Source organism: Pseudomonas sp. 05L36 (genome assembly GCF_056398125.1).
This window is the reverse complement of sequence record NZ_JBFTOU010000005.1, coordinates 222188-248758: the sequence shown is the minus strand read 5'-3', so window position 1 is coordinate 248758 and position 26571 is coordinate 222188. Positions and strand designations below refer to the sequence as shown.

Here is a 26571-nt window from a genome sequence, read left to right as displayed (position 1 = left end):
GTGTGCACAGCCGCTAGACTGCCTCCTTGATTTGCTAGAGGGGTGCGCGTCAGTCGCGCGCTCCCAATCTTTACATAGGCTTCCCCCCGAAATGATGGACATCAACGAGATTCGCGAATACCTGCCTCACCGTTACCCGTTCCTGCTGGTGGACCGGGTAGTGGAGCTGGATGTTGAAGGCAAGCGCATTCGTGCCTACAAGAATGTCAGCATCAACGAACCATTCTTCAACGGTCACTTCCCTGCGCATCCAATCATGCCGGGCGTATTGATCATCGAAGCAATGGCTCAGGCTGCCGGGATCCTTGGTTTCAAAATGCTCGACGTGAAACCGGCCGACGGCACGCTCTATTACTTCGTCGGTTCGGACAAGCTGCGCTTCCGCCAGCCGGTTCTGCCAGGCGATCAGCTGATCCTTGAAGCCAAGTTCATCAGCTGCAAGCGTCAGATCTGGAAGTTCGAATGCCAGGCTTCGGTCGATGGCAAGCCTGTCTGCTCCGCTGAAATCATCTGCGCGGAACGCAAGCTATGAGTTTGATTGACCCTCGTGCAATCATCGATCCGACAGCCGTTCTGGCTGACGGCGTCGAGGTCGGCCCGTGGTCGATCGTCGGCGCAGGTGTGGAAATCGGCGAGGGGACAGTCATCGGGCCACACGTGATTCTCAAGGGTCCGACGCGAATCGGTAAGCACAATCGCATCTACCAGTTTTCCTCGGTGGGCGAAGACACACCTGACCTGAAGTACAAGGGCGAGGAAACCCGCCTGGTGATCGGTGATCACAACGTCATCCGTGAAGGCGTGACGATTCACCGCGGCACCATCCAGGACCGTTCGGAAACGACCCTGGGCGATCACAACCTGATCATGGCGTATGCCCACATCGGCCACGACAGCGTTATCGGCAACCACTGCATCCTGGTCAACAACACTGCACTGGCGGGCCATGTGCATGTGGAAGACTGGGCAATCCTTTCCGGTTTTACCCTGGTTCACCAGTATTGCCACATTGGCGCCCACAGCTTCTCAGGCATGGGGACGGCGATCGGCAAGGATGTTCCTGCCTATGTCACTGTGTTCGGTAACCCTGCCGAAGCCCGTAGCATGAACTTCGAGGGCATGCGCCGTCGCGGTTTCAGCGAAGATGCGATCCACGCGCTGCGTCGTGCCTACAAGGTGGTGTACCGCCAGGGTCTGACCGTGGAACAGGCGCTCGTCGAACTGGCCGAGCCTTCTGCGCAGTTCCCGGAAGTAGCGGTGTTCCGCGACTCCATCCAGTCTTCGACCCGCGGCATTACCCGCTAATCATGGCCAATCTGCGTATTGCGCTGGTAGCGGGTGAGGCTTCCGGTGACATTCTGGGTGCGGGTCTCATGCGCGCGCTCAAGGCTCGTCACCCGGCTGTCGAGTTCATCGGTGTGGGTGGTCCGTTGATGCAGGCTGAAGGCCTGACCCCATATTTCCCGATGGAACGTCTGTCCGTCATGGGCCTGGTGGAAGTGCTGGGCCGGTTACGCGAGTTGCTGGCACGGCGCAAGAAGCTGGTCGCCGACCTGATCGACGCGAAACCCGATGTGTTCATCGGTATCGACGCGCCAGACTTCAACCTCAATATCGAACTCAAGCTGCGTCAAGCCGGGATCAAGACCGTGCATTACGTCAGCCCGTCGGTCTGGGCCTGGCGGCAGAAACGGGTGCTGAAGATTCGCGAAGGTTGCGACCTGATGCTCACGCTATTCCCGTTCGAAGCTAAATTCTACGAAGAGAAGGGCGTACCGGTGCGGTTCGTCGGTCATACCCTGGCCGACGCCATTCCACTCGAAGCCGATCGCACCGCAGCGCGGGCCGAACTTGGTTTGCCTGACGGGCCGCTGGTGGCGTTGATGCCCGGCAGCCGCGGTGGTGAAGTTGGCCGACTCGGCGCGTTGTTCCTTGATACCGCCCAGCGCTTGCGTGCGTTGCGCCCGGGCGTGCGGTTTGTCATGCCTTGCGCCAGTCCGCAGCGCCGGGCTCAGTTGGAGGAGTTGCTGGCCGGTCGTGATCTGCCGCTGACCTTGCTCGATGGCAACTCCCATCTGGCCCTGGCAGCCTGCGACGCCGTGCTGATTGCCTCCGGAACCGCAACGCTTGAAGCATTGCTGTACAAGCGGCCGATGGTGGTTGCCTACCGTCTGGCGCCGCTGACGTTCTGGATTCTCAAGCGCATGGTGAAAAGCCCCTACATTTCATTGCCGAACTTGTTGGCCCAGCGTCTGTTGGTACCCGAGTTGTTGCAGGACGATGCCACGGTCGAAGCGCTGGCCCAGACCTTGTCACCGCTGATCGAAGGTGGTGAAGAGCAGACCCGTGGCTTTGATGAGATTCACCGGACCCTGCGTCTGGATGCCTCCAACCAGGCTGCGGACGCAGTTCTGAACCTGATCGGCCAAGTTAAATGAGTAAAACAAGCATGCAGATGGGGCTGGATTTCACCTTGGTCGCGCAAGTCGAAGAGTTGGTTGCCGGTGTCGATGAAGTCGGTCGCGGCCCGCTCTGTGGTGCGGTAGTGACAGCAGCGGTGATCCTTGATCCGAACCGCCCGATCCTCGGCCTGAACGACTCGAAGAAACTCACCGAAGCCCGCCGCGAAAAGCTCTACGACGAAATCTGCGAAAAAGCCCTGAGCTGGTGTATCGCTCGCGCCGAAGTCGAAGAAATCGACGAACTCAATATCCTGCACGCCACCATGCTGGCCATGCAGCGTGCGGTCGCCGGGCTGCATGTCCAGCCGAAACTGGCGATGATCGACGGCAACCGTTGCCCGAAACTGCCGATGCGCTCCGAAGCCGTGGTCAAGGGCGATAGCAAGGTTCCAGCCATCGCTGCCGCATCAATTCTGGCCAAGGTCAGTCGCGACCGAGAAATGGCTGCGTTCGAATTGATTTATCCGGGTTACGGTATCGGCGGGCATAAAGGCTACCCGACGCCCGTTCATCTGGAAGCGCTGGCACGACTTGGGCCGACCCCGATTCACCGGCGTTCGTTTGCTCCGGTGCGGCTGGCGTATGAGGCGCGGGAAGGTCTCATCGAGAGTTAGTCGCGAGGCTGATTTTTTTTACCAAGGCCCGGTACAATCCGGCTCTTTAAAGCGTCACGAGCGCAGGTAAGACAAGGCGAACGGCAGCGAGAAAGCGGAGTTGACTTTAGTCAATGAGCATTTCGAGCTGCCGTTCAACGCAGTATTACCAAGTGAAGTAGCTTTAAAGCGCCGGATTTCCGGGCTTTGTTGTTTTCATGAATATACGCAGGATCACTATGCCGGCTTCATTCGTTCACCTACGCCTGCACACTGAATACTCCCTGGTCGACGGTCTGGTGCGGATCAAGCCGCTGGTCAAGACCCTGGTCGGCATGAACATGCCTGCCGTAGCGGTCACCGACCAGAACAACATGTGTTCCCTGGTCAAATTCTATAAAAACGCCATGGGTGCCGGGATCAAGCCGATCTGCGGCGCCGACCTGTGGCTGTCGAACAAGGATCCGGACAACCCGCTGAGCCGGATCAGCCTGCTGGTGATGAACGCCGAAGGCTATCGCAACCTCACCGAACTGATTTCCCGCGGCTATATAGATGGTCAGCGCAATGGCGCGATCATCATCGAGCGCGAATGGGTCGCTGAAGCCAATGCGGGCTTGATCATGCTGTCGGCGGCCAAAGAAGGCGAGATCGGCCAGGCCATGCTCAGCGGCAACTCCGCCGAGGCCGAAACCCTTGCCCGCGAATGGATGGACGTGTTTCCGGATCGTTTCTACCTGGAAATCCAGCGAACCAACCGCCCGAACGATGAAGAACAGCTGCACGGCGCCGTGGCGCTGGCCGAGAAGCTCGGTGCGCCGCTGGTGGCGACCAATGACGTGCGCTTCATCAAGCAGGAAGACTTCGCCGCCCACGAAACCCGCGTGTGCATCGGTGAGGGCCGCGCCCTCGACGATCCGCGGCGTTCGAAGAATTACAGCGATCAGCAGTACCTCAAAAGCGCCGAGGAAATGGCCGAGTTGTTCAGCGATATTCCCGAGGCGCTGGAAAACACTGTCGAGATCGCCAAGCGCTGCAACATCGAAGTGAAGCTGGGCACGCACTTCCTGCCCAACTTCCCGATCCCCGATGGCATGACCATCGACGAGTACTTCCGCAAGGTGTCCTTCGACGGCCTGGAAGAGCGCCTTTCCGTTCTGCTGCCCAAGGACACCACCGAAGACTACGAGGCCAAGCGTCAGGTCTATGTCGACCGGCTGAATTTCGAGCTGGATATCATCATCCAGATGGGGTTCCCCGGGTACTTCCTGATCGTGATGGACTTTATCCAGTGGGCCAAGAACAACGGCGTACCGGTGGGCCCTGGCCGTGGATCGGGTGCCGGATCGCTGGTGGCCTACGTACAGAAGATCACCGACCTCGACCCGCTGGAATACGACCTGCTGTTCGAACGGTTCCTCAACCCGGAACGGGTATCGATGCCCGACTTCGACGTCGACTTCTGCATGGACGGTCGTGACCGGGTGATCGACTACGTGGCCGAGAAGTACGGCCGCAACGCGGTAAGCCAGATCATCACCTTCGGCTCCATGGCGGCAAAGGCTGTGGTCCGCGACGTGGCGCGGGTGCAGGGTAAGTCCTATGGCCTGGCGGATCGTCTGTCGAAGATGATTCCGTTCGAAGTCGGCATGACCCTGGAAAAGGCCTACGAGCAGGAAGAGATCCTGCGCGACTTCATCAAGGTCGATGAAGAGGCCGCGGAAATCTGGGAGATGGCCCGAAAGCTCGAAGGCGTTGTGCGTAACGTCGGCAAGCACGCCGGTGGTGTGGTGATCGCGCCGACCAAGCTGACCGACTTCTCGCCGATCTATTGCGACGAGGCCGGTGACGGCCTGGTAACCCAGTTCGACAAGGATGACGTTGAAGCTGCCGGCCTGGTGAAGTTCGACTTCCTCGGCCTGCGGACCCTTACGATCATCGACTGGGCACTGAAAACCATCAACCGCGACCGCGCCAAGGTCAACGAACCGCCGCTGGATATCGCGTTCATCCCGCTGGATGACAAACCGACCTACACCTTGCTGCAAAAAGCCGAAACCACGGCCGTGTTCCAGCTTGAATCCCGGGGCATGAAAGAGCTGATCAAAAAGCTCAAGCCCGACTGCCTGGAAGACTTGATCGCACTGGTGGCACTGTTCCGTCCGGGCCCACTGCAATCGGGCATGGTGGACGACTTCATCAACCGTAAGCACGGCCGCGCCGAGCTGGCGTATCCGCACTCGGACTACCAGTACGAAGGCCTCAAACCGGTGCTGGCACCGACTTACGGCATCATCCTGTACCAGGAACAGGTGATGCAGATTGCCCAGGTCATGGCCGGTTACACCCTCGGTGGTGCGGACATGCTGCGTCGAGCCATGGGTAAGAAAAAACCCGAGGAAATGGCCAAGCAGCGCGGCGGCTTCATTGAAGGTTGCGCCACCAACAACATCGATGCGGACCTCGCCGGTAACATTTTCGACCTGGTGGAAAAGTTCGCCGGTTACGGCTTCAACAAATCCCACTCCGCCGCCTATGGCCTGGTGTCGTACCAGACCGCATGGCTGAAAGCGCATTACCCGGCGCCGTTCATGGCCGCGGTACTTTCGGCGGATATGCACAACACCGACAAGGTCGTGACCTTGATCGAAGAAGTGCGGACCATGAAGCTGCGTCTCGACGCGCCGGACGTGAACACGTCCGAATTCAAGTTCACGGTGAACGACGAAGGCCGGATCATTTACGGCCTGGGTGCCATCAAGGGCGTGGGTGAGGGCCCGGTCGAGGCGATCACCGAAGCGCGTCTGGCCGGTCCGTTCAAGGATCTGTTCGATTTCTGCGCCCGGGTCGACCTCAAGCGCATCAACAAGCGCACCCTCGACGGCTTGATCCGCAGCGGCGCGCTGGATCGCCTCGGGCCGTATTTCCACGATGAGCAGAAAGCCTACCAGGCCAACATCGACCGCAATCGCGCGGTGCTGCTGACGGCCATGGAAGAAGCGATCAAGGCGGCCGAACAAACTGCACGCACCCAGGACAGCGGTCACTCCGACCTGTTCGGCGGTCTGTTTGTCGAAGCAGACGCTGACGTCTACGCCAATCACCGCAAGGCCAAGGAGCTGACCCTCAAGGAGCGCCTGAAAGGGGAGAAAGATACCCTCGGCCTGTACCTGACCGGTCACCCGATCGACGAGTACGAAGGTGAAATCCGTCGCTTTGCCCGTCAGCGCATCATCGACCTGAAACCGGCGCGCGATACCCAGACGGTCGCCGGGATGATCATCGCCTTGCGGGTGATGAAGAACAAAAAGGGCGACAAGATGGGGTTCATCACCCTCGACGACCGCTCAGGACGGATCGAGGCCTCGCTGTTTTCCGAGGCATTCCACTCCGCGCAGTCGCTGTTGCAGACCGACGCGATGGTGGTGGTCGAAGGCGAGGTCAGCAATGACGACTTCTCCGGTGGCCTGAAGTTGCGGGTCAAGCGGGTGATGAGCATGGAAGATGCGCGCACCAACCTGGCCGAAAGCCTGCGCCTGAAGTTGCATGCCAAGGACCTCAAGGGCGATCAGCTACGCTGGCTGGGTGAACTGTTGAAGCGTCACCGTGGTGCGTGCCCGATCACCATGGATTACACCAGCCCTGATGCGAAGGCCTTGTTGCAGTTCGGCGAAGGCTGGCGGATCGATCCGGCGGATGCGTTGATTCAAGCCCTGCGTGACCAGTTCGGGCGAGACAACGTCTTCCTCCAATACCGTTGACCGGCAGGTGATATCAGAACGCCTGCCCGCAACCTGAATTTTTAATCTCGACCTTAACGCGCCTCTCCCTTAAGGTAGGGCGCGAATAGACAACCGGCCGGCCCAAGATCCCTTGGGACTCGACCCAAGACGGACGCCTATGAACCCGAATTTTCTAGATTTCGAACAGCCGATCGCCGACCTGCAAGCCAAGATCGAAGAGTTGCGCTTGGTCGGTAATGACAATTCGCTGAATATCGGCGATGAGATCTCCCGCCTGCAGGACAAGAGCAAAACGCTGACCGAAGACATTTTCGGCAAGCTGACCAGCTGGCAGATCGCACGTCTGGCGCGTCACCCGAAACGTCCGTATACCCTGGACTACATCGAACACATCTTCACCGAGTTCGACGAGTTGCACGGTGACCGTCACTTCTCCGACGACGCTGCCATCGTTGGCGGCATTGCCCGTCTGGACGACCAGCCGGTGATGATCATCGGTCACCAGAAGGGCCGTGAAGTGCGCGAGAAAGTTCGCCGCAACTTCGGCATGCCACGTCCGGAAGGCTACCGTAAGGCTTGCCGTCTGATGGAAATGGCCGAGCGTTTCAAAATGCCGATCCTGACCTTCATCGACACCCCGGGCGCCTACCCTGGCATCGACGCCGAAGAGCGTAACCAGAGCGAAGCGATCGCCTGGAACCTGCGGGTCATGGCTCGTCTGAAAACCCCAATCATCGCCACCGTGATCGGTGAAGGTGGTTCTGGTGGTGCACTGGCGATCGGTGTCTGCGACCAGTTGAACATGTTGCAGTACTCGACCTACGCGGTGATCTCGCCGGAAGGTTGCGCTTCGATTCTGTGGAAAACCGCCGAGAAAGCACCGGATGCCGCAGAAGCGATGGGCATCACCGCCGAGCGCCTCAAGGGCCTTGGCATCGTGGACAAGGTGATTGGCGAGCCATTGGGCGGCGCGCACCGCGATCCGGGCGCCGCAGCCGCATCGATCCGCGCCGAGTTGAGTTCGCAACTGGCGATGCTGAAGAAGTTCGATAACGACGCGCTGCTGACCCGTCGTTATGAGCGTCTGATGAGCTACGGCCTGTAATCGACCACGCAATACCCCTGTGGGAGCGAGCTTGCTCGCGATAGCGGTGTAACTGCCAACAGATATGTTGAATGTTCGATCGCAATCGCGAGCAAGCTCGCTCCCACATTTGATTTGCGCAAGGTGGCGGATATGAGTCGGTCCAATGTTGATCTGTCAGCCAGACTCCTGCAGAACCTGGTCTCGTGGCGCAATGCTGCGACCTGGCGCGTCGCCTTCTCTGGCGGCCTGGACTCCACCGTCCTGCTGCACCTTCTTGCACACCTCGCAAAAACCGAATCCCTGCCGGCGCTGAGCGCCATCCACGTTCATCACGGCCTTCAAGCCGTGGCCGATGCGTGGCCGGAGCATTGTCGTTCTGTGTGTGCTGCGCTGGGCGTCCCGTTGCAGATTGTTCGTGTACAGGTGCAGCCCGGTGCCAGTCTGGAGCGTGCGGCCCGGGACGCGCGTTATCTCGCGTTCACCGAAGTGACTCGGCCCGGTGAAGTGCTGCTGACTGCCCAGCACCGCGACGATCAGGCGGAAACCCTGTTGTTTCGCCTGTTGCGCGGAGCGGGCGTGCGCGGATTGTCCGGGATGCCGCGTCAGCGCCCGTTGGGCAAGGGGCATTTGCTGCGGCCATTGCTCGATGTCACGCGGGCTGAACTGGAGGCTTATGCCAGTGCGCATGGCTTGAGCTGGATTGAAGATCCCTCGAACCAGGATCGGCAGTACTCGCGCAATTACCTTAGGCATCAAGTCTTCCCCGTGCTGATCCAGCGCTGGCCACAAGCGGTGGCGACCATGGCCCGCAGCGCGGCGCATTTGACGCAAGCGCAGGGGTTGCTCGAAGAACTGGCGGACATGGATTTGCGTGAGGCCAGCTCTGCCAGTGAGTTGGCCTGGCTGGGCTTGCGATCCCTTGAACTGGCGCCGCTTGCGCAATTGTCTGTTGCCCGGCAGCGCAATGCCTTGAGTCATTGGCTCGATCCGCTGACTCGCTTGCCGGATACTGACCATTGGTCGGGTTGGGAGAATTTGCGCGACGCCAACGGCGATGCCTGCCCGGTGTGGCGGCTGGCCGATGGCGAACTGCATCGGGCGGGCGGGCGCATCTGGTGGCTTTCCGGTTGCTGGTTGCGCACTGCGCCCTCTGCTGGAGCGTGGCAAAGTCCGGTATCACCGCTGATATTGCCGGATAACGGTGTACTGAGTGTCACCGGCCAAATCCCCGATGGCCCCTTACAGATCCGCTATCGTGAAGGGGGAGAGGTCATGGTTTTGCCAGGCCGCGGCCATCGGGACCTGAAACGTTTGCTCAATGAAAGCGGTGTACCGTCCTTCGTACGCGGCAGATTGCCGCTGCTCTACAAAGACGGGAAACTGCTGGCGGTAGCGAACCTCAAGGGGCTCGATGGTGGTGCGCTCGGCGACTGGCATTTGCATTGGCAGCCACTGAACGAAGATCAAGGTTTGAGCTGAAAGGGGCTTTCCGGTAGACTACGCTCCCTTCTTGATACAACTTCTGTGGATTCGCCTGAATTGCAGGAGTTGCCGATTACCAAGCAGTCTTTGCTGGGCGATTCCAAAAAATGTGTAGCGAGCAACGAACCGGTGTTTCATTTTCCGGTCTGTCCCAACGCGGCGGTTTTTTTGAAAGGTGCGCTGTGATTAATGCAGGTGATCGGGGGCTTCGGCCTTCCTTCGCTTTCCCCGGCGGCTCGGACCGCTTTAACGCAGACTTCTAGGGTTTTTCATGACGCGCTACATATTCGTCACGGGCGGTGTTGTTTCTTCATTGGGGAAAGGCATTGCATCGGCATCATTGGCGGCCATCCTGGAGGCGCGGGGACTTAAGGTCACCATGCTGAAGCTGGACCCGTACATCAACGTCGACCCGGGCACCATGAGCCCGTTCCAGCACGGTGAAGTGTTCGTCACTCACGACGGCGCCGAGACCGACCTGGACCTGGGCCACTACGAGCGGTTCATCCGCACGACCATGACCCAGAACAACAACTTCACCACCGGCCGTGTCTACGAACACGTCCTGCGCAAAGAGCGCCGTGGTGACTACCTGGGTGCAACCATCCAGGTGATCCCGCACATCACCGACGAAATCAAGCGCCGCATCATCAAGGGTGCGGGCGACGCTGACGTGGCAATGGTCGAGATCGGTGGCACCGTGGGTGACATCGAGTCGCAACCGTTCCTCGAGGCGATCCGCCAACTGCGTTTCGAAGTCGGCGCCAAGCGCGCGATGCTGATGCACCTGACACTGGTGCCGTACATCGCCACTGCCGGCGAAACCAAGACCAAGCCAACCCAGCACTCGGTGAAGGAACTGCGTTCCATCGGCCTGCAACCAGACGTGCTGGTGTGCCGCTCCGATCACCCGATCGATATTTCCTCGCGTCGCAAGATCGCGCAGTTCACCAACGTTGAAGAGCGTGCGGTGATCGGCCTGGAAGACGCCGACACCATCTACAAGATCCCGGGCATCCTGCACTCCCAGGGCCTGGACGATTTCGTCGTCGAGCGTTTCGGCCTGCAATGCGGCGGTGCCGATCTGTCCGAGTGGGAAGCCGTGGTCGACGCCAAGCTCAACCCTGAGCACGAAGTCACCATCGCCATGGTCGGCAAGTACATGGAACTGCTGGACGCCTACAAGTCGCTGATCGAAGCGATGAGTCACGCCGGCATCAGCAATCGTACCAAGGTCAACCTGCGCTACATCGACTCTGAAGACATCGAAAACCAGGGCACCGCACTGCTGGAAGGCGTCGATGCAATCCTGGTACCTGGCGGCTTCGGTCTGCGTGGCGTTGAAGGCAAGATCACTGCCGTTCAATACGCTCGCGAAAACAAGGTTCCGTACCTGGGCATCTGCCTGGGCATGCAAGTGGCCGTTATCGAGTTCGCACGTAACGTGATGGGCTGGAAAGACGCCAACTCCACCGAGTTCGATCGTGCAAGCGGTCATCCGGTCGTGGGCCTGATCACCGAGTGGGAAGATGCCACCGGTGCCGTCGAAACCCGTACCGAAACCTCCGATCTGGGCGGCACCATGCGCCTGGGCGCGCAGGATTGCCTGCTGGAGCCGGGTTCCCTGGTCCACGGTTGCTACGGCAAGGACGTGATTGTCGAGCGTCATCGTCATCGCTACGAAGTGAACAACAACCTGCTGCCGCAAATCATGGAAGCCGGTTTGAAAATCTCCGGTCGTTCCGGTGATGGCGCACTGGTTGAAGTGGTAGAAGCTCCGGATCACCCATGGTTCGTCGCTTGCCAGTTCCACCCAGAGTTCACCTCGACGCCACGCGACGGTCACCCGCTGTTCAGCGGTTTCGTCAAGGCAGCGTTGGTTCAACACCAGAAGAAGGCGTAACCCCGATGGCACAGAAGATCATCCGCGTCGGCGACATCGAGATTGCCAACGACAAGCCCATGGTGCTGTTTGGCGGCATGAACGTGCTGGAAAGCCGCGACATGGCAATGCAGGTTTGCGAAGAGTATGTGAAGGTCACCGAAAAGCTCGGTATCCCTTACGTGTTCAAGGCCAGTTTCGACAAGGCCAACCGGTCTTCTGTGACCTCCTATCGTGGTCCTGGCCTGGAAGAAGGCATGCGCATCTTCCAGGACATCAAGCAAGCCTTCGGCGTGCCGATCATCACCGACGTCCACGAGCCGGATCAGGCCGCGGTCGTCGCTGAAGTCTGCGACATCATCCAGTTGCCAGCCTTCCTGTCGCGCCAGACCGACCTCGTGGTCGCGATGGCCAAGACCGGTGCAGTGATCAACATCAAGAAAGCCCAGTTCCTCGCACCTCATGAAATGAAACACATCCTGAGCAAATGCGTGGAAGCGGGTAACGATCAGTTGATCCTCTGCGAGCGTGGTTCGAGCTTCGGCTACAACAACCTGGTCGTCGACATGCTTGGCTTCGGCATCATGAAGCAGTTCGAATACCCGGTGTTCTTCGACGTGACCCACGCGCTGCAAATGCCTGGTGGTCGCTCCGATTCCGCCGGCGGTCGTCGCGCCCAGGTCACCGACCTGGCGAAGGCCGGCATGAGCCAGTCCCTGGCCGGCCTGTTCCTGGAGGCCCACCCGGATCCGGACAACGCCAAATGCGACGGTCCTTGCGCCTTGCGCCTGGACAAACTGGAGCCATTCCTGGCCCAGCTCAAAGCTTTGGACGAACTGGTGAAGAGTTTTCCGACGGTAGAAACCGCGTAATCCTCAATTCTCCCTGTAGGAGCTGGCTTGCCAGCGAAAGGGCCCTTAAGTCTTGTCGAGATTTTGAGACCGCCTTCGCCGGCAAGCCAGCTCCTACAAAAAGCAATATGACCCACAAGTTATAATTCGAGCGGTACCAAGCGTTTTCGTCAACTTTGGAGTGTTTACAACAATGGCTAAAATCGTCGACATCAAAGGTCGTGAAGTTCTCGACTCCCGTGGCAATCCCACCGTGGAAGCGGACGTGCTTCTCGACAACGGCATCATCGGCAGTGCCTGCGCGCCGTCCGGTGCTTCCACTGGCTCGCGTGAAGCGCTCGAGCTGCGTGATGGCGACAAGAGCCGTTACCTGGGCAAGGGCGTTCTGAAGGCCGTAGGCAACATCAACGGTCCGATCCGCGACCTGTTGAAAGGCATGGACCCAAGCGACCAGAAAGCGCTCGATCTGGCAATGATCAAGCTCGACGGTACTGAAAACAAAGGTTCCCTGGGCGCCAACGCGATCCTCGCCGTTTCCCTGGCCGCGGCCAAGGCAGCAGCACAGGACCAGGACCTGCCGCTGTACGCTCACATCGCCAACCTGAACGGCACCCCGGGTGTTTACTCGATGCCGGTTCCGATGATGAACATCATCAACGGCGGCGAGCACGCCGATAACAACGTCGACATCCAGGAATTCATGGTTCAGCCGGTTGGCGCCAAGTCTTTCTCGGAAGGTCTGCGCATGGGCACCGAGATTTTTCACCACCTCAAAGCCGTGCTGAAGGCACGTGGCCTGAGCACTGCCGTCGGTGACGAAGGTGGTTTCGCGCCGAACCTGGCTTCCAACGAAGACGCTTTGAAAGTGATCTCCGAAGCCGTGGCTAACGCCGGTTACAAGCTGGGCACCGACGTGACCCTGGCCCTGGACTGCGCAGCCAGCGAATTCTACGAAGACGGCAAGTACAACCTGTCCGGCGAAGGCCAGGTGTTCACCGCCGAAGGTTTCGCTGACTACCTGAAAGGCCTGACCGAGCGTTACCCGATCATCTCCATCGAAGATGGCCTGGACGAGTCCGACTGGGCTGGCTGGAAGATCCTCACCGACAAGATCGGCGAGAAGACCCAACTGGTAGGCGACGACCTGTTCGTCACCAACACCAAGATCCTGAAAGAAGGCATCGACAAAAAGATCGCCAACTCGATCCTGATCAAGTTCAACCAGATCGGCACCCTGACCGAAACCCTGGAAGCCATCCAGATGGCCAAGGCTGCCGGTTACACTGCCGTGATCTCGCACCGCTCCGGCGAAACCGAAGATTCGACCATTGCCGACCTGGCCGTGGGCACCTCGGCTGGCCAGATCAAGACCGGCTCCCTGTGCCGTTCCGATCGCGTTTCCAAGTACAACCAACTGCTGCGTATCGAAGAGCAGTTGAACGGCAAAGCCAAGTACAACGGTCGCAGCGAGTTCCGCGGTTGATCGATTGCTGGTAAAAAGACACCGGATTGTGTCGGAAAAATCGCTACAGCGACGTTTTTGCCACTAATCTGATGCCTTACAAGCACAAGCCTGGTTCTTCCAGGCTTCGTGCTATCAGAAGCTTCACGTTTTGGCATGGCTGTCTTTTTTCACTGGATACCTGATATTCGATGCGCAGTCCCAATTGGTTGTTCCTCGTCTTGCTCCTGCTGCTCGCTGGCCTGCAGTACCGCCTGTGGGTGGGTAATGGCAGCCTGGCGCAAGTAGCCGAGTTGACTCAGCAGATTGCCGATCAGCAAGCTGAGAACCAGGCGTTGCTGGAGCGCAATCGGGTGATGGACGCTGAAGTCAGCGAGTTGAAAAAGGGCATGGAGACCGTTGAAGAGCGGGCTCGCCATGAGTTGGGCATGGTCAAGGACGGTGAAACCCTTTACCAGCTGGCGCAATGAACCAGACGTTACCGGCCTTCTGGGCCGTGATTCCTGCCGCGGGCGTCGGAGCCCGTATGGCCGCGGACCGTCCCAAGCAATACTTGCAACTGGGCGGGCGCACTATTCTCGAACACAGCCTCGGCTGTTTCCTTGGTCATCCAGGCCTGAAAGGCTTGGTGGTCAGTCTTGCTGTTGACGATCCTTATTGGCCGAACCTGGCGTGTGCCAATGATCCGCGTATTGCCCGGGTCGAGGGTGGCACCGAGCGTTCCGGATCGGTGCTCAATGCGTTGCTGCACCTGCATGCGCAGGGCGCTGATGACGAGGATTGGGTACTGGTTCACGATGCCGCACGGCCGAACCTCAGTCGTGACGACCTGGACAAGCTGCTGGTTGAGCTGGCTGACGATCCTGTCGGCGGACTGCTGGCGGTTCCGGCTCGGGATACGCTCAAGCGAGTCGACAAGCACGGTCGTGTGGTCGAAACCGTGGATCGCAGCGTGATCTGGCAGGCCTACACGCCGCAGATGTTTCGCCTTGGGGCGTTGCATCGGGCTTTGGCGGACAGTCTGGTGGCCGATGCCGTTATCACTGACGAAGCTTCGGCGATGGAGTGGGCAGGTTCGGCACCGCGACTGATCGAAGGGCGGTCCGATAACCTCAAGGTTACGCGTCCTGAAGACCTTGAATGGTTGAGACAGCGTTGGGCCAATCGTCGCTAAAAGATCGCAGCCTGCGGCAGCTCCTACGGAGATCGGGTACGACATCCATTTGCGGATCACCCGAAATCCTGTAGGAGCTGCCGCAGGCTGCGATCTTTTGATCTTAAATCCTGTACTCCTGCCTTTCAGCCAATCCCTCCTTCAAAAAATCCACCAGCTTGCGCACCTTCGGCGACAAATGCCGCTGCTGTGGATACAGCGCCCAAACCGCCGTGTTCGGTGGTTGATTTGCTTCCAGCAACGAAATCAACGCGCCGCTATTCAAATGTTCCAGCACGTAATAGTCCGGCAACTGACACAGCCCTACGCCTTGCAGCGCGGCATCCAGTACCGCCTGCCCACTGTTGCAACGCCAGTTTCCCTGCACCCTTTGCGAAAACTCCCGCCCGTTCTGCTCCAGTTGCCAGAGGTCCGAACTGCCGATGAGGCAGTTGTGGCGACTGAGTTCCGACAGGCTGTGCGGCCGACCGTAATGCTCAATGTAAGAAGGTGACGCGCAGAGAAACATGCGCCGCGGCGCGAGGCGGGTGGCGACCAGTCGTGAATCCTGCAAGCGCCCGAGGCGAATCGCCAGGTCGAGGCCTTCGTGCACCAGGTCAAGCTGACGATTGGTCAGTTCGATGTCGATGCGCAGTTGCGGATACAGCCCCATGAAGCGGGTCACCAGCGGCACGATGAAGCGCTCGCCGTAAGCCACGGCGCAGGTCATGCGCAGCATGCCCTTGGGTTCGCTGGTCAAGTCACCGACCGCGCGCAAGGCCTCTTCGCGGCCGTCCTGCAAACGCTGGCAATGTTGCAGGAAGGTTTGCCCTGCTTCGGTCAGCGTGACCCGGCGAGTACTGCGGTAGAGCAGACGGGTTTGCAGACGTTCTTCGAGGCGTACGATTTGTCGACTGATATGGGAGGAAGAAACCCCCAGGCGTTGCGCGGCAGCGGTGAACTGGCTGCACTCGGCAACGGCGACAAACTCGTCGATCCCTTCCCAGCGATTTTCGGACATCAATGATTATCCCTGTACGGCAATAATATTTTGCATTTACATCGATTATTCATCGTTGAGTCGTGTATTACACTCACTGTCTCGTTTTTATTCACTGGAGAGTCACCATGATCAAGTCGCGCGCCGCCGTTGCCTTCGAGGCCAAGAAGCCCCTCGAGATCGTTGAAGTCGATGTCGCCATGCCCAAGGCCGGCGAAGTCTTGCTGCGCGTGGTGGCCTCCGGTGTCTGCCATACCGATGCCTACACATTGTCCGGTGCCGACCCGGAAGGCATCTTCCCATCGATCCTCGGCCATGAAGGCGGGGCGATCGTGGAAGCGATTGGCGAGGGCGTGACTTCCGTTGCGGTCGGCGACCATGTGATCCCGCTGTACACCCCGGAATGCCGTCAGTGCAAATTCTGTCTGTCGGGCAAAACCAACCTCTGCCAGGCGATTCGTGCGACCCAGGGCAAAGGCTTGATGCCGGATGGCACTTCGCGCTTTTCCTACAAAGGCGAAACGATTTTCCACTACATGGGTACCTCGACTTTTTCCGAATACACCGTGCTGCCAGAGATCTCCGTCGCCAAAATTCCTAAAGAAGCACCGCTGGAAAAAGTCTGCCTGCTGGGTTGTGGCGTCACCACTGGCATCGGCGCGGTAATCAATACCGCCAAGGTCAAACCGGGTGACACCGTCGCCATCTTCGGCCTGGGCGGCATCGGTCTGTCGGCTGTGATTGGCGCGGTCAAAGCCAAGGCAGGGCGGATCATCGCCATCGACATCAACCCGGCCAAGTTCGAGATCGCCAAACAATTGGGCGCTACCGATTGTGTAAACCCGAAAGACTTCGATCGTCCGATCCAGGAAGTCATCGTCGACATGACCGATGGCGGCGTCGATTTTTCCTTCGAGTGCATCGGCAATGTGCAACTGATGCGCGCAGCGCTGGAGTGCTGTCACAAGGGTTGGGGCGAGTCGGTCATCATCGGTGTTGCCGGTGCCGGTCAGGAAATCTCCACCCGTCCGTTCCAGCTGGTCACCGGCCGCGTCTGGCGTGGTTCGGCGTTCGGCGGCGTGCGCGGCCGTACCGAGTTGCCGAGCTATGTGGAAATGGCCGAGACCGGTGAGATTCCGCTGGATACCTTCATCACCCACACCATGGGCCTGGAAGATATCAACAAGGCGTTTGACCTGATGCATGAAGGAAAAAGCATCCGCTCCGTCATCCATTTCTGAGGTCTGTCATGAGTCTGGAAAATATCTCCTGCCAGAAAAGCTTCGGCGGCTGGCACAAACGCTATCGCCATCGCTCGGAAGTGCTCGGTTGTGACATGGTGTTCGCCGTCTACCTGCCGCCACAGGCGGAGCAGGGCGGCAAGCTGCCGGTGTTGTACTGGTTGTCCGGCCTGACCTGCACCGACGAGAACTTCATGCAAAAGGCCGGCGCCATGCGCATGGCCGCCGAGTTGGGGCTGATCATCGTCGCACCGGACACCAGCCCTCGCGGTCCTGATGTGCCGGGCGATCCGGATGGCGCCTGGGACTTCGGCCTCGGCGCCGGTTTTTACCTGAATGCAACCCAGGAACCCTGGTCGCGCCACTATCGGATGCATGACTATGTCGTGCAGGAATTGCCGACATTGGTCGAAGCCCATTTCCCGGCGTCGGACAAGCGCGGCATCAGTGGCCATTCCATGGGTGGCCACGGTGCGCTGGTCTGCGCATTGCGCAATCCGGGGCGCTATCTGTCGGTGTCGGCGTTCTCGCCAATCAACAATCCGATGGATTGTCCGTGGGGGCAGAAAGCGTTCTCCCGCTATCTGGGAGAGGACCGTTCGAAATGGCGCGAATGGGATGCCTGCGCGTTGATTGCCGAGGCTGATGAAAAGCTGCCGCTGCTGGTCGACCAAGGCGATCGCGACGATTTTCTCGCCAACCAACTCAAGCCGGACGCCTTGCAACAGGCGGCCAAACTGGCCGGTCATGCGTTGAGGTTGCGTCTGCAACCCGGCTATGACCACAGCTATTTCTTCATCGCCAGTTTCATTGACGATCACTTGCGGCATCACGCGCATGCTCTAGGTGCCTAATGCAGGTAGAATCACGCCCTGACAAAAATCGGGGCGTTTTTTTATGCGTATTGGCCACGGCTATGATGTGCACCGTTTCGCTGAAGGCGATTTCATCACTCTGGGCGGCGTGCGCATTGCACACAGCTTCGGGCTGCTCGCTCACTCTGACGGTGACGTCCTCTTGCACGCCTTGAGCGATGCCTTGCTCGGCGCCGCGGCGCTGGGCGACATCGGCAAGCATTTCCCGGATACCGACCCGCAATTCAAGGGCGCCGACAGCCGTGCGCTGTTGCGTCATGTCGTTGCACTGGTCCATGCCAAAGGCTGGAAAGTCGGCAACGTCGATAACACCATCGTCGCCCAGGCGCCGAAAATGGCCCCGCATATCGAATCGATGCGCGCGCTGATTGCCGCGGATCTTCAAGTAGAGTTGGATCAAGTGAACGTGAAAGCTACCACCACCGAAAAGCTCGGCTTTGTCGGTCGCGAAGAAGGCATTGCCGTGCACTCCGTTGCCTTGTTGCTGCGCGCATGAACGAACTGCAACTGCTCGGCCCGCGGGCCTATGGTGAGCCCCTCGGCACCGCGGTACTGAAAGCCATCGCGGAAGATTTCCAGGTCGACGAAGTCCTCGACATCCCCCTGAGTGGCGAAGGCGAACACTTGTGGATCTGGGTGGAAAAGCGCGGTCTGAACACAGAAGAAGCGGCACGGCGGATTGCCAAGGCAGCAGGTGTGCCATTGCGCACAGTCAGCTATGCCGGGCTCAAGGATCGTCAGGCGTTGACTCGCCAGTGGTTCAGCGTGCAACTGCCGGGCAAGGCCGACCCCGATCTGTCGGCCGCGCAAAACGATACGCTGAAGATCCTCAAGACCGCCCGTCACAAGCGCAAACTGCAACGCGGTGCGCACTCAGCCAACGGTTTTACGTTGCGCCTGACTCAATTCGCCGGTGACAAGCCTGCGCTTGAACAGCGACTGCAACTGATTGCCAAACAAGGTATCCCCAATTATTTCGGCGCCCAGCGTTTCGGCCATGACGGTGGCAACGTCGTCGACGCACGCGCCTGGGCCGCGCGCAAGGCCTTGCCGGAGCAGCGCAATGTGCGCTCGCGTCTGCTTTCCACGGCGCGCAGTTTTCTGTTCAATCAAGTGCTGGCCGCACGTGTTGCCGATGGCACCTGGCAACGTGCCCAGGTTGGCGATTTGCTGGCGTTCACCGACAGCCGCAGCTTTTTCCCGGCAGGCGAAGCCGAGTGCAGCGACCCGCGCCTGGCGATTCTCGATCTGCACCCGACCGGTCCGCAGTGGGGCGAAGGTGACTCGCCGGCCACGGGCGTTGTCCATGAACTGGAGCAGGCCATCGCCGCACGCGAAGCGGATTTGCGTGACTGGTTGATCAACGCCGGTATGAGCCACGAACGTCGCATCCTGCGGCTGCCCATTGGCGGGCTGACGTGGCATTATCCCGAGCCTGACATTCTGCAACTGGAATTCATCCTGCCGGCCGGATGCTTCGCCACCGTATTGGTGCGTGAGCTTGTTGATCTGGTGCCGGTGGGGCAGACGGACAGCCCATGCGTATTCTGATTTCTAACGACGATGGGGTAACCGCACCCGGTCTCGCCGCGCTTTATGCTGCGCTGGCGGATTACACCGAATGCGTGGTTATCGCCCCGGACCAGGACAAAAGCGGCGCCAGCAGTTCGCTGACGCTCGACCGTCCGTTGCACCCGCAAACCCTGGCCAACGGCTTTATCAGCCTCAACGGCACACCCACCGATTGCGTGCACCTGGGCCTCAACGGCCTGCTGGAGCGCGAAGCGGACATGGTGGTTTCCGGGATCAACCTGGGCGCGAACCTGGGGGACGATGTCCTGTATTCCGGCACGGTGGCGGCGGCCCTTGAGGGGCGTTTCCTGAAACACCCTTCGTTTGCCTTTTCGCTGGTCTCACGCCAGGTAGACAACCTTCCCACAGCTGCCCATTTCGCGCGCAAACTGGTCGAAGCCCATGCTGACCTGGATCTGCCACCGCGTACGGTACTGAACGTGAACATTCCCAATTTGCCGCTGGACCGTATCCGCGGTATCCAGTTGACCCGCCTGGGCCATCGCGCCCGTGCCGCGGCACCAATGAAAGTGGTGGATCCGCGGGGCAAGTCCGGTTACTGGATCGCGGCGGCCGGGGATGCCGAAGACGGTGGCCCGGGTACCGATTTCCATGCAGTGATGCAGGGTTATGTTTCGATCACGCCGTTGCAACTGGATCGCACGTTCAATGATGCCTTCAGAAGTCTGGATGGCTGGCTGGAGGGACTGCGCTGATGGGTCGCGAACAAGACGATATGCTGCGTCGCGGCATCGGCATGACCTCCCAGCGAACCCGCGAGCGGCTCATCCAGCGCCTGTACGAAGAAGGTATCTCCAACGCCAGGGTGCTGGAGGTCATTCGCCGGACCCCGCGCCACCTGTTCGTCGACGAAGCGCTGGCGCATCGTGCTTATGAAGACACAGCGCTGCCGATCGGCAATAACCAGACTATCTCCCAGCCATATATGGTGGCGCGCATGAGCGAGCTGCTGCTGGAGGCAGGTCCCCTCGACAAGGTGCTGGAGATCGGCACCGGCTCGGGTTATCAGACGGCGGTGCTGTCGCAACTCGTCGAGCGTGTGTTCTCGGTCGAGCGCATCAAGGTATTGCAGGATCGTGCGAAGGAACGTCTGGTCGAACTGAACCTGCGCAACGTGGTGTTCCGCTGGGGCGATGGCTGGGAGGGCTGGCCGGCACTGGCGCCGTACAACGGGATTATCGTCACTGCAGTGGCGACCGATGTGCCCCAGGCATTGCTTGACCAGTTGGCACCGGGAGGCCGAATGGTGATCCCTGTCGGGTCCGGAGAAGTCCAGCAATTGATGCTGATCATTCGCGAGGAGCAGGGTTTTTCCAGGCATGTTCTGGGGGCTGTACGCTTCGTGCCATTGCTCAATGGGCCACTGGCCTGAGCATTTGTTTCGGCACGCTGAATTCTCTGCGATTGCCTTTGTCTTACAGCGGCATCGTGCGGTTAAACGGGATTCATCGTCAGGCAGCAAACGTGTGCGCGACACCGATTCGCTACATTAAAGGTAAAGCGTGCACGGCCCGTTATACTTGCGACAGTTCATTGCCGGACTCCGGCATTTCACATTTTCAGCCACCACAGAGGGAGCGGCGGGTGAGTCTCACAGTCATTGCGCAGCGAATGAGTAAAACGAGCTTTCAGCGCCTGGTGACTGGCCTTGTCTTGAGCACCTTGCTGGTCGGTTGTTCCAGCAACAAATCCAGCGATGTTCGTGTCGTGGACCGCAACAATGCCGCGCCACAGCGACCGGTCGTGACCACCGGACAATACGTCGTTCGGCCCAAGGACACCCTGTTCTCCATCGCCTTTCGTTACGGCTGGGACTACAAGGCCCTGGCGGCACGCAATAACATTCCTGCGCCCTACACCATCCATCCGGGTCAGACGATTCGCTTTGATGGTCGCACTGATTCAACGTCGACGGCGGTGGTCAGTTCGTCCAGTTCAACACCTTCGTCGTCGAGTAAAACCACGGTCATCCGTCGCTCGGCAAACGGTACGACCACCAGTACAACGACGGTTGTACCGTCCGTCGCGAACAAGCCTGCACCCGCTCCATTGCCCCCTCCCGGACCAGCCCCGACCGGCTGGGGATGGCCATCTAATGGCATTCTTATCGGGAAATTCTCTTCAAACGGTAGTTTGAATAAAGGAATTGATATCGCCGGAGATTTGGGACAGCCTGTTTTAGCTGCGTCTGATGGGACGGTGGTGTATGCCGGGAGTGGCTTAAGGGGCTACGGCGAATTAGTGATCATCAAACACAGTGAAACCTACGTCAGTGCCTACGGACATAACCGCAGGCTGTTGGTTCGGGAGGGGCAGCAGGTCAAGGTCGGACAGACAATTGCCGAAATGGGGTCAACGGGTACAGACCGGGTGAAACTGCATTTTGAGATTCGCCGCCAGGGTAAACCTGTAGATCCGCTGCAATTCCTGCCACGTCGTTGATCGCTTACCAGCCTGTTCCGTCGCGTAGAGGGGACAGGCTCCAGCGTTGCCAGGGAGAAAGGCGCCGCTTGAGCTTGAGGTCGAACTCACCAAAGGACTATAACAATGGCTCTCAGTAAAGAAGTGCCGGAGTTTGACATCGACGATGAGGTTCTCCTGATGGAGAGCAGCATCGATATGGATCCGATGTCGAATGATGAAGGGGCGGCTCCACCTTCCGTTCGTGCCAAATCCAAACACTCCGCATCGTTGAAACAACACAAGTACATTGACTACACGCGGGCACTTGATGCCACGCAGCTGTATCTCAATGAAATTGGTTTCTCTCCCCTGCTGTCACCCGAAGAAGAAGTTCATTTTGCGCGCCTGTCGCAAAGTGGCGATCCGGCCGGGCGCAAACGCATGATTGAAAGTAACCTGCGGCTGGTGGTGAAAATCGCCCGACGCTACGTCAATCGTGGGTTGTCGCTGCTGGACCTGATCGAAGAGGGCAACCTCGGCTTGATCCGGGCGGTGGAGAAGTTCGATCCGGAACGCGGTTTCCGCTTCTCGACCTACGCGACCTGGTGGATTCGCCAGACCATCGAACGCGCAATCATGAATCAGACCCGGACCATCCGGTTGCCGATCCATGTGGTCAAAGAGCTGAATGTGTACCTGCGGGCCGCGCGGGAGCTGACGCAAAAACTCGACCATGAACCCTCACCCGAAGAAATCGCCAACCTGCTGGAAAAGCCGGTGGGAGAGGTCAAGCGTATGCTCGGCCTTAACGAACGGGTTTCTTCGGTCGACGTCTCGCTGGGTCCGGACTCGGATAAAACCCTGCTTGATACCCTGACTGACGACCGTCCAACCGATCCATGCGAACTGTTGCAGGACGACGACCTGTCCCAGAGCATCGATCAATGGCTCTCGGAGCTGACCGACAAGCAACGCGAAGTGGTAGTACGCCGCTTCGGCCTGCGCGGTCATGAAAGCAGCACCCTTGAAGATGTGGGCCTGGAGATCGGCCTGACCCGGGAACGGGTCAGACAGATTCAGGTGGAAGGCTTGAAGCGGCTGCGCGAGATCCTGGAAAAAAATGGTCTGTCGAGCGAGTCGCTGTTCCAATAAGGCGCTCACTGCGATGGCATGAAAAACCCCGACCGGCTCGGGGTTTTTTATTGTCTGGTCTGGGGATCGAATCCCCTCGGGATTTTGGTTTCGTGCTGTAAGCCTTGGCTTACTCTTGCGTAAGTGTTCGTTATTTTTACACTCTGGCAGTCGCCTATGTTGAGCGCTATTTGCCTTTATCTTTTTGATTTATATAACTATTTTTTATTATTAATGATGTGTGACAGTTGGGATTCGCGCCAAGGGGCGATTGATCCCGCAGGGGAAAGCTCTAGTATTCAGGTTGTGTCGACGGACAGACACGTCCTTCAAGGATGAGGGATATGGATATCGCAGGACGCGATTCATCAGGACGATGAAAAGGAACACAGGGAATAGGGAAAAAATGTGGGCGGGTCAAACCGCCCCTTTTTTTGCCTGCAAAAAAGCAAAAAGGCCCTTTTGGGGCCTTTTACAGGAACGCGGGGGTAATCAGCGTTCGAGGTCTTTGAGCTTGTTGCCAACAGATTTGTTGATGACGCGATCAAACTCTTCTGCATCAGGCAACGATTCTTTCTTCTCGGTGATGTTCGGCCAGATATCGGCCAACTCAGCGTTCAGCTCGATGAAGTTTTCCATGCCGGCCGGAACCTCATCTTCGGAGAAGATAGCCACGGCAGGGCATTCAGGTTCGCACAGCGCGCAATCGATGCACTCATCCGGGTGGATCACCAGGAAATTCGGGCCTTCGTAAAAGCAGTCCACCGGACAGACTTCTACGCAGTCGGTGTACTTGCACTTGATGCAGTTGTCGGTGACGACGAAGGTCATTTCTAATTTTCTCCTCAGGTGCGGCTTGCTGCGCCCCTTCTCGTAGGGGTCGCCAGGTTCGGGAGCGATAGTCTGCTAGCCAGGCTATTAGCCAGCAGCATCCCAAACCGCGCGAGATTCTAACAGCTTGCAAGCCGCTGCGTTAGATCCGTGTCTTAAGTGTATAGAGCATTTCGAGAGCACGACGTGGCGTCATGTCGTCCAGGTCGAGCTTGGCCAGGTCATCCAGCACCGGATGCGGCAGGCTGGCAAACAGGTCGCTTTGCTGCGGTGCCGCCGGTTTGCCTTTGGCCGGTGCCGGTGCTTCATGGGGCAGGGCGGTGTCTTCCAGGCGGCTCAAGTGCTCGCGAGCACGGGTGATGACTTCACTCGGTACGCCCGCCAGCTGCGCAACGGCCAGGCCATAACTCTGACTGGCCGGCCCGGGCAGAACGTGGTGCAGGAACACGATGCGTTCATTGTGCTCGGTGGCATTGAGGTGCACGTTGGCCACCAGTGGCTGGGCTTCCGGCAGGACGGTCAGTTCAAAGTAGTGGGTGGCGAACAGCGTGTAGGCACGCAGATGCGCCAGGCGTTCGGCCGCCGCCCATGCCAGGGAAAGACCGTCGAAGGTGCTGGTGCCGCGCCCGACTTCGTCCATCAGAACCAGGCTGCGCTCGGTGGCGTTGTGCAGAATGTTCGCGGTTTCGCTCATTTCCACCATGAAGGTCGAACGCCCGCCGGCCAGGTCATCGCTAGAGCCGATCCGGGTGAAGATGCGGTCGACCAGCGACAGTTCGCAACTGGCCGCTGGCACGAAGCTGCCGATATGCGCCAGGAGCACAATCAAGGCGGTCTGACGCATGTAGGTGGATTTACCGCCCATGTTCGGACCGGTGATCACCAGCATGCGGGTGTTGTCGTCCAGGCTCAGGTCGTTGGCCACGAACGGCGTGGTCAGCACTTGTTCGACCACCGGGTGACGACCCTGGCTGATGCGCATGCACGGTTCGCTGACGAAGCGCGGGCAGTTCAGGTCGAGGTTCAGCGCACGCTCGGCCAGGTTGCTCAACACGTCCAGCTCGGCCAGGGCGCCGGCGGTGTCCTGCAAGGGTGGCAGCTGGGCGATCAGGTCTTCGAGGAGTGCTTCGTACAGCATCTTCTCGCGGGCCAGGGCACGGCTCTTGGCCGACAATGCCTTGTCTTCGAACGCTTTGAGTTCCGGTGTAATGAAGCGCTCGGCACCTTTGAGCGTCTGGCGGCGAATATAGTCGGCAGGTGCCGATTCTGCCTGCTTGCTTGGCAACTCGATGAAGTAACCGTGGATGCGGTTGTAACCGACCTTCAGGTGCGACAGGCCGGTGCGGGCCTTTTCCCGTGCCTCGAGGTCGATCAGGAATTGCCCGGCGTTTTCGCTGAGCGACTGCAGTTCGTCGAGTTCGCTGTCGTAGCCGGTTTTCAGCACGCCGCCGTCACGAATGACTGCGGGCGGGTTGTCGATGATGGCTTTTTCCAGGAGTGCCGCCAGTTCCGGGTAGGTGCTGGTGATGGTCGCGAGTTGCTGGAGGTGCGGGGCTTCGAGCTCCGTCATTGCCACTTGCAGTTCGGGCAGTGCGCCGAGGGCGTCACGCAAACGGGCGAGGTCGCGCGGGCGGGCATTGCGCAGACCGATCCGCGCAAGAATCCGCTCGATGTCACCGATTTCCTTGAGTTGCGGTTGCAGTCTTTCGAAGCGGTAACCGTCGAGCAGGCAAGTGATCGAGGTCTGACGCGCCAACAGCACCGTCAAATCGCGCAACGGGCGATTCAGCCAGCGGGTCAGCAGTCGACTGCCCATGGCGGTCTGGCAACGGTCCACCACCGATTGCAGGGTGTTGTCGCGGCCGCCGGCCAGGTTGGTGTCGAGCTCCAGGTTGCGACGGCTGGCGCCATCGAGCACCACGGTGTCGTCCAGGCGCTCATGACGCAGGCTGCGCAAATGGGGCAGGGCGGTGCGCTGGGTTTCCTTGGCGTAGGCCAGCAGACAACCGGCGGCGCCGATGGCCAGGGTCAGGTTTTCGCAGCCAAAGCCTTTGAGATCCTGGGTCGAGAATTGCTGGCACAGGCTTTTGAGCGCCGAATCGCGCTCGAAATCCCAGGGGGCACGGCGACGCACGCCGCGGCGTTTTTCCGCCGGCAAGTCCTTGGGCCAGTCATCCGGGATCAGCAGTTCCACCGGGTTGACCCGCTCCAGTTCTGCCAGCAGGTTTTCCCAACCCTTGATTTCCAGCACGCTGAAGTTGCCGCTGGTGATGTCCAGCACCGCCAGGCCGAACAGGCGCTCATCGCCCAGGACGGCGGCGATCAGGTTGTCCCGACGCTCGTCGAGCAGCGCCTCGTCACTCACCGTCCCCGGCGTGATGATGCGCACCACCTGCCGCTCCACCGGCCCTTTGCTGGTGGCCGGGTCGCCGACCTGCTCGCAGATCACCACCGATTCGCCAAGCTTCACCAGTTTTGCCAGGTAACCCTCAGCAGCGTGGTAAGGAATCCCGCACATCGGAATCGCCTGGCCAGCCGACTGCCCGCGGGCCGTCAGGGTGATGTCCAGCAACTTGGCGGCCTTCTTCGCGTCTTCATAGAAGATCTCGTAGAAGTCGCCCATGCGGTAGAACATCAGCTGGTCCGGGTGCTGGTTTTTCAGGCGCCAGTACTGCTGCATCATCGGGGTGTGGGAGGACAGGTCGGAGACGGCTTTATTCATCGGATTGTCAGGAAGCTCGTTGAAAGAGATGGGGCAAAAGCGGGGCAACGGCCGGGCTTT

The 26571-nt window shown here is 59.3% G+C and carries 23 protein-coding genes; 20 read left to right on the top strand and 3 right to left on the bottom strand.

Annotation, left to right across the window (positions count from 1 at the left end):
* The first annotated feature begins 91 nt into the window (after positions 1-91).
* The 12 genes from fabZ (at position 92) to ispD (ending at position 14736) form a co-directional block, all read left to right on the top strand.
* Positions 92-532: a 3-hydroxyacyl-ACP dehydratase FabZ gene (gene fabZ, locus AC1DKH_RS08280; RefSeq protein WP_007978374.1), complete on the top strand. Its 441-nt coding sequence runs from the start codon at positions 92-94 to the stop codon at positions 530-532.
* Positions 529-1305, top strand: coding sequence for an acyl-ACP--UDP-N-acetylglucosamine O-acyltransferase (gene lpxA / locus AC1DKH_RS08275; protein WP_046041139.1), 777 nt, complete (start codon positions 529-531; stop codon positions 1303-1305). Before fabZ ends, lpxA begins: the two co-directional genes overlap by 4 nt.
* 2 nt (positions 1306-1307) lie before the next feature.
* A complete protein-coding gene (gene lpxB, locus AC1DKH_RS08270; RefSeq protein WP_477797914.1) occupies positions 1308-2438 on the top strand; it encodes a lipid-A-disaccharide synthase in 1131 nt (376 codons plus the stop codon).
* An 11-nt stretch (positions 2439-2449) separates the two neighbouring features.
* The gene (gene rnhB, locus AC1DKH_RS08265; RefSeq protein WP_477755709.1) at positions 2450-3076 is read left to right on the top strand and encodes a ribonuclease HII; all 627 of its coding nucleotides are present in this window, start codon (positions 2450-2452) and stop codon (positions 3074-3076) included.
* Positions 3077-3294: 218 nt separating this feature from the next.
* Positions 3295-6816 carry a DNA polymerase III subunit alpha gene (gene dnaE / locus AC1DKH_RS08260; protein WP_477759817.1) on the top strand — a complete coding sequence of 1174 codons (3522 nt, stop codon included), beginning with the start codon at positions 3295-3297 and terminating at the stop codon, positions 6814-6816.
* Positions 6817-6955: 139 nt separating this feature from the next.
* On the top strand, positions 6956-7903 hold the full coding sequence (locus AC1DKH_RS08255; protein ID WP_477759816.1) for an acetyl-CoA carboxylase carboxyltransferase subunit alpha: 948 nt from the start codon (positions 6956-6958) through the stop codon (positions 7901-7903).
* 132 nt (positions 7904-8035) lie between these two features.
* On the top strand, positions 8036-9364 hold the full coding sequence (gene tilS, locus AC1DKH_RS08250) for a tRNA lysidine(34) synthetase TilS (RefSeq protein WP_477797913.1): 1329 nt from the start codon (positions 8036-8038) through the stop codon (positions 9362-9364).
* A gap of 274 nt (positions 9365-9638) precedes the next feature.
* Positions 9639-11270, top strand: a complete 1632-nt coding sequence (locus AC1DKH_RS08245) for a CTP synthase (RefSeq protein WP_223458857.1) — start codon at positions 9639-9641, stop codon at positions 11268-11270.
* 5 nt (positions 11271-11275) lie between these two features.
* Positions 11276-12121 carry a 3-deoxy-8-phosphooctulonate synthase gene (gene kdsA, locus AC1DKH_RS08240; protein WP_007949350.1) on the top strand — a complete coding sequence of 282 codons (846 nt, stop codon included), beginning with the start codon at positions 11276-11278 and terminating at the stop codon, positions 12119-12121.
* Between the two features lie 172 nt (positions 12122-12293).
* Positions 12294-13583, top strand: coding sequence for a phosphopyruvate hydratase (eno, locus tag AC1DKH_RS08235; protein ID WP_046041152.1), 1290 nt, complete (start codon positions 12294-12296; stop codon positions 13581-13583).
* A 170-nt stretch (positions 13584-13753) separates the two neighbouring features.
* Positions 13754-14032 carry a cell division protein FtsB gene (gene ftsB, locus AC1DKH_RS08230; RefSeq protein ID WP_007996937.1) on the top strand — a complete coding sequence of 93 codons (279 nt, stop codon included), beginning with the start codon at positions 13754-13756 and terminating at the stop codon, positions 14030-14032.
* Positions 14029-14736 (top strand): 2-C-methyl-D-erythritol 4-phosphate cytidylyltransferase, encoded by a 708-nt coding sequence (gene ispD / locus AC1DKH_RS08225; RefSeq protein WP_477797912.1) that lies wholly within the window; start codon positions 14029-14031, stop codon positions 14734-14736. Before ftsB ends, ispD begins: the two co-directional genes overlap by 4 nt.
* A 103-nt stretch (positions 14737-14839) precedes the next feature.
* Here the strand turns inward: ispD and AC1DKH_RS08220 are convergent, their stop codons facing one another.
* Positions 14840-15736, bottom strand: coding sequence for a LysR family transcriptional regulator (locus AC1DKH_RS08220; RefSeq protein ID WP_477797911.1), 897 nt, complete (start codon positions 15734-15736; stop codon positions 14840-14842).
* A 107-nt stretch (positions 15737-15843) separates the two neighbouring features.
* Here AC1DKH_RS08220 and AC1DKH_RS08215 point away from each other — a divergent pair, with 107 nt between their 5' ends.
* From AC1DKH_RS08215 to rpoS, 8 genes are all read left to right on the top strand, one after another.
* A complete protein-coding gene (locus tag AC1DKH_RS08215; protein WP_477754886.1) occupies positions 15844-16956 on the top strand; it encodes an S-(hydroxymethyl)glutathione dehydrogenase/class III alcohol dehydrogenase in 1113 nt (370 codons plus the stop codon).
* Positions 16957-16964: 8 nt separating this feature from the next.
* Positions 16965-17810 (top strand): S-formylglutathione hydrolase, encoded by an 846-nt coding sequence (fghA, locus tag AC1DKH_RS08210; RefSeq protein ID WP_477754887.1) that lies wholly within the window; start codon positions 16965-16967, stop codon positions 17808-17810.
* A gap of 43 nt (positions 17811-17853) precedes the next feature.
* Positions 17854-18327: a 2-C-methyl-D-erythritol 2,4-cyclodiphosphate synthase gene (ispF, locus tag AC1DKH_RS08205; RefSeq protein WP_007970721.1), complete on the top strand. Its 474-nt coding sequence runs from the start codon at positions 17854-17856 to the stop codon at positions 18325-18327.
* The gene (truD, locus tag AC1DKH_RS08200; RefSeq protein ID WP_477797910.1) at positions 18324-19382 is read left to right on the top strand and encodes a tRNA pseudouridine(13) synthase TruD; all 1059 of its coding nucleotides are present in this window, start codon (positions 18324-18326) and stop codon (positions 19380-19382) included. The genes ispF and truD overlap by 4 nt, the downstream gene beginning before the upstream one ends.
* Entirely contained in the window at positions 19370-20119 is a 750-nt protein-coding gene (gene surE / locus AC1DKH_RS08195) for a 5'/3'-nucleotidase SurE (protein WP_008054064.1), read from the top strand. The genes truD and surE overlap by 13 nt, the downstream gene beginning before the upstream one ends.
* Positions 20120-20160: 41 nt before the next feature.
* On the top strand, positions 20161-20796 hold the full coding sequence (locus tag AC1DKH_RS08190; RefSeq protein WP_177323574.1) for a protein-L-isoaspartate(D-aspartate) O-methyltransferase: 636 nt from the start codon (positions 20161-20163) through the stop codon (positions 20794-20796).
* 212 nt (positions 20797-21008) lie between these two features.
* Complete coding sequence (locus AC1DKH_RS08185; RefSeq protein WP_477753005.1) at positions 21009-21866, top strand: peptidoglycan DD-metalloendopeptidase family protein; 858 nt, start codon at positions 21009-21011, stop codon at positions 21864-21866.
* Between the two features lie 105 nt (positions 21867-21971).
* Positions 21972-22979, top strand: a complete 1008-nt coding sequence (gene rpoS / locus AC1DKH_RS08180) for an RNA polymerase sigma factor RpoS (RefSeq protein ID WP_477753004.1) — start codon at positions 21972-21974, stop codon at positions 22977-22979.
* Positions 22980-23450: 471 nt separating this feature from the next.
* On the opposite strand, the gene fdxA is transcribed toward rpoS, so the two are convergent.
* The gene (fdxA, locus tag AC1DKH_RS08175) at positions 23451-23789 is read right to left on the bottom strand and encodes a ferredoxin FdxA (protein ID WP_347910910.1); all 339 of its coding nucleotides are present in this window, start codon (positions 23787-23789) and stop codon (positions 23451-23453) included.
* Between the two features lie 142 nt (positions 23790-23931).
* Positions 23932-26511 carry a DNA mismatch repair protein MutS gene (gene mutS, locus AC1DKH_RS08170; RefSeq protein WP_477753003.1) on the bottom strand — a complete coding sequence of 860 codons (2580 nt, stop codon included), beginning with the start codon at positions 26509-26511 and terminating at the stop codon, positions 23932-23934.
* Between the last annotated feature and the right edge of the window lie 60 nt (positions 26512-26571).

Excerpts from the sequence above, each read along its gene's own strand:
- fabZ (WP_007978374.1), top strand. The coding sequence starts at position 92 with ATGATGGACATCAACGAGATTCGCGAATACCTGCCTCACCGTTACCCG.
- lpxA (WP_046041139.1), top strand. The coding sequence starts at position 529 with ATGAGTTTGATTGACCCTCGTGCAATCATCGATCCGACAGCCGTTCTG.
- lpxB (WP_477797914.1), top strand. The coding sequence starts at position 1,308 with ATGGCCAATCTGCGTATTGCGCTGGTAGCGGGTGAGGCTTCCGGTGAC.
- rnhB (WP_477755709.1), top strand. The coding sequence starts at position 2,450 with ATGCAGATGGGGCTGGATTTCACCTTGGTCGCGCAAGTCGAAGAGTTG.
- dnaE (WP_477759817.1), top strand. The coding sequence starts at position 3,295 with ATGCCGGCTTCATTCGTTCACCTACGCCTGCACACTGAATACTCCCTG.
- AC1DKH_RS08255 (WP_477759816.1), top strand. The coding sequence starts at position 6,956 with ATGAACCCGAATTTTCTAGATTTCGAACAGCCGATCGCCGACCTGCAA.
- tilS (WP_477797913.1), top strand. The coding sequence starts at position 8,036 with ATGAGTCGGTCCAATGTTGATCTGTCAGCCAGACTCCTGCAGAACCTG.
- AC1DKH_RS08245 (WP_223458857.1), top strand. The coding sequence starts at position 9,639 with ATGACGCGCTACATATTCGTCACGGGCGGTGTTGTTTCTTCATTGGGG.
- kdsA (WP_007949350.1), top strand. The coding sequence starts at position 11,276 with ATGGCACAGAAGATCATCCGCGTCGGCGACATCGAGATTGCCAACGAC.
- eno (WP_046041152.1), top strand. The coding sequence starts at position 12,294 with ATGGCTAAAATCGTCGACATCAAAGGTCGTGAAGTTCTCGACTCCCGT.
- ftsB (WP_007996937.1), top strand. The coding sequence starts at position 13,754 with ATGCGCAGTCCCAATTGGTTGTTCCTCGTCTTGCTCCTGCTGCTCGCT.
- ispD (WP_477797912.1), top strand. The coding sequence starts at position 14,029 with ATGAACCAGACGTTACCGGCCTTCTGGGCCGTGATTCCTGCCGCGGGC.
- AC1DKH_RS08220 (WP_477797911.1), bottom strand. The coding sequence starts at position 15,736 with ATGTCCGAAAATCGCTGGGAAGGGATCGACGAGTTTGTCGCCGTTGCC.
- AC1DKH_RS08215 (WP_477754886.1), top strand. The coding sequence starts at position 15,844 with ATGATCAAGTCGCGCGCCGCCGTTGCCTTCGAGGCCAAGAAGCCCCTC.
- fghA (WP_477754887.1), top strand. The coding sequence starts at position 16,965 with ATGAGTCTGGAAAATATCTCCTGCCAGAAAAGCTTCGGCGGCTGGCAC.
- ispF (WP_007970721.1), top strand. The coding sequence starts at position 17,854 with ATGCGTATTGGCCACGGCTATGATGTGCACCGTTTCGCTGAAGGCGAT.
- truD (WP_477797910.1), top strand. The coding sequence starts at position 18,324 with ATGAACGAACTGCAACTGCTCGGCCCGCGGGCCTATGGTGAGCCCCTC.
- surE (WP_008054064.1), top strand. The coding sequence starts at position 19,370 with ATGCGTATTCTGATTTCTAACGACGATGGGGTAACCGCACCCGGTCTC.
- AC1DKH_RS08190 (WP_177323574.1), top strand. The coding sequence starts at position 20,161 with ATGACCTCCCAGCGAACCCGCGAGCGGCTCATCCAGCGCCTGTACGAA.
- rpoS (WP_477753004.1), top strand. The coding sequence starts at position 21,972 with ATGGCTCTCAGTAAAGAAGTGCCGGAGTTTGACATCGACGATGAGGTT.
- fdxA (WP_347910910.1), bottom strand. The coding sequence starts at position 23,789 with ATGACCTTCGTCGTCACCGACAACTGCATCAAGTGCAAGTACACCGAC.
- mutS (WP_477753003.1), bottom strand. The coding sequence starts at position 26,511 with ATGAATAAAGCCGTCTCCGACCTGTCCTCCCACACCCCGATGATGCAG.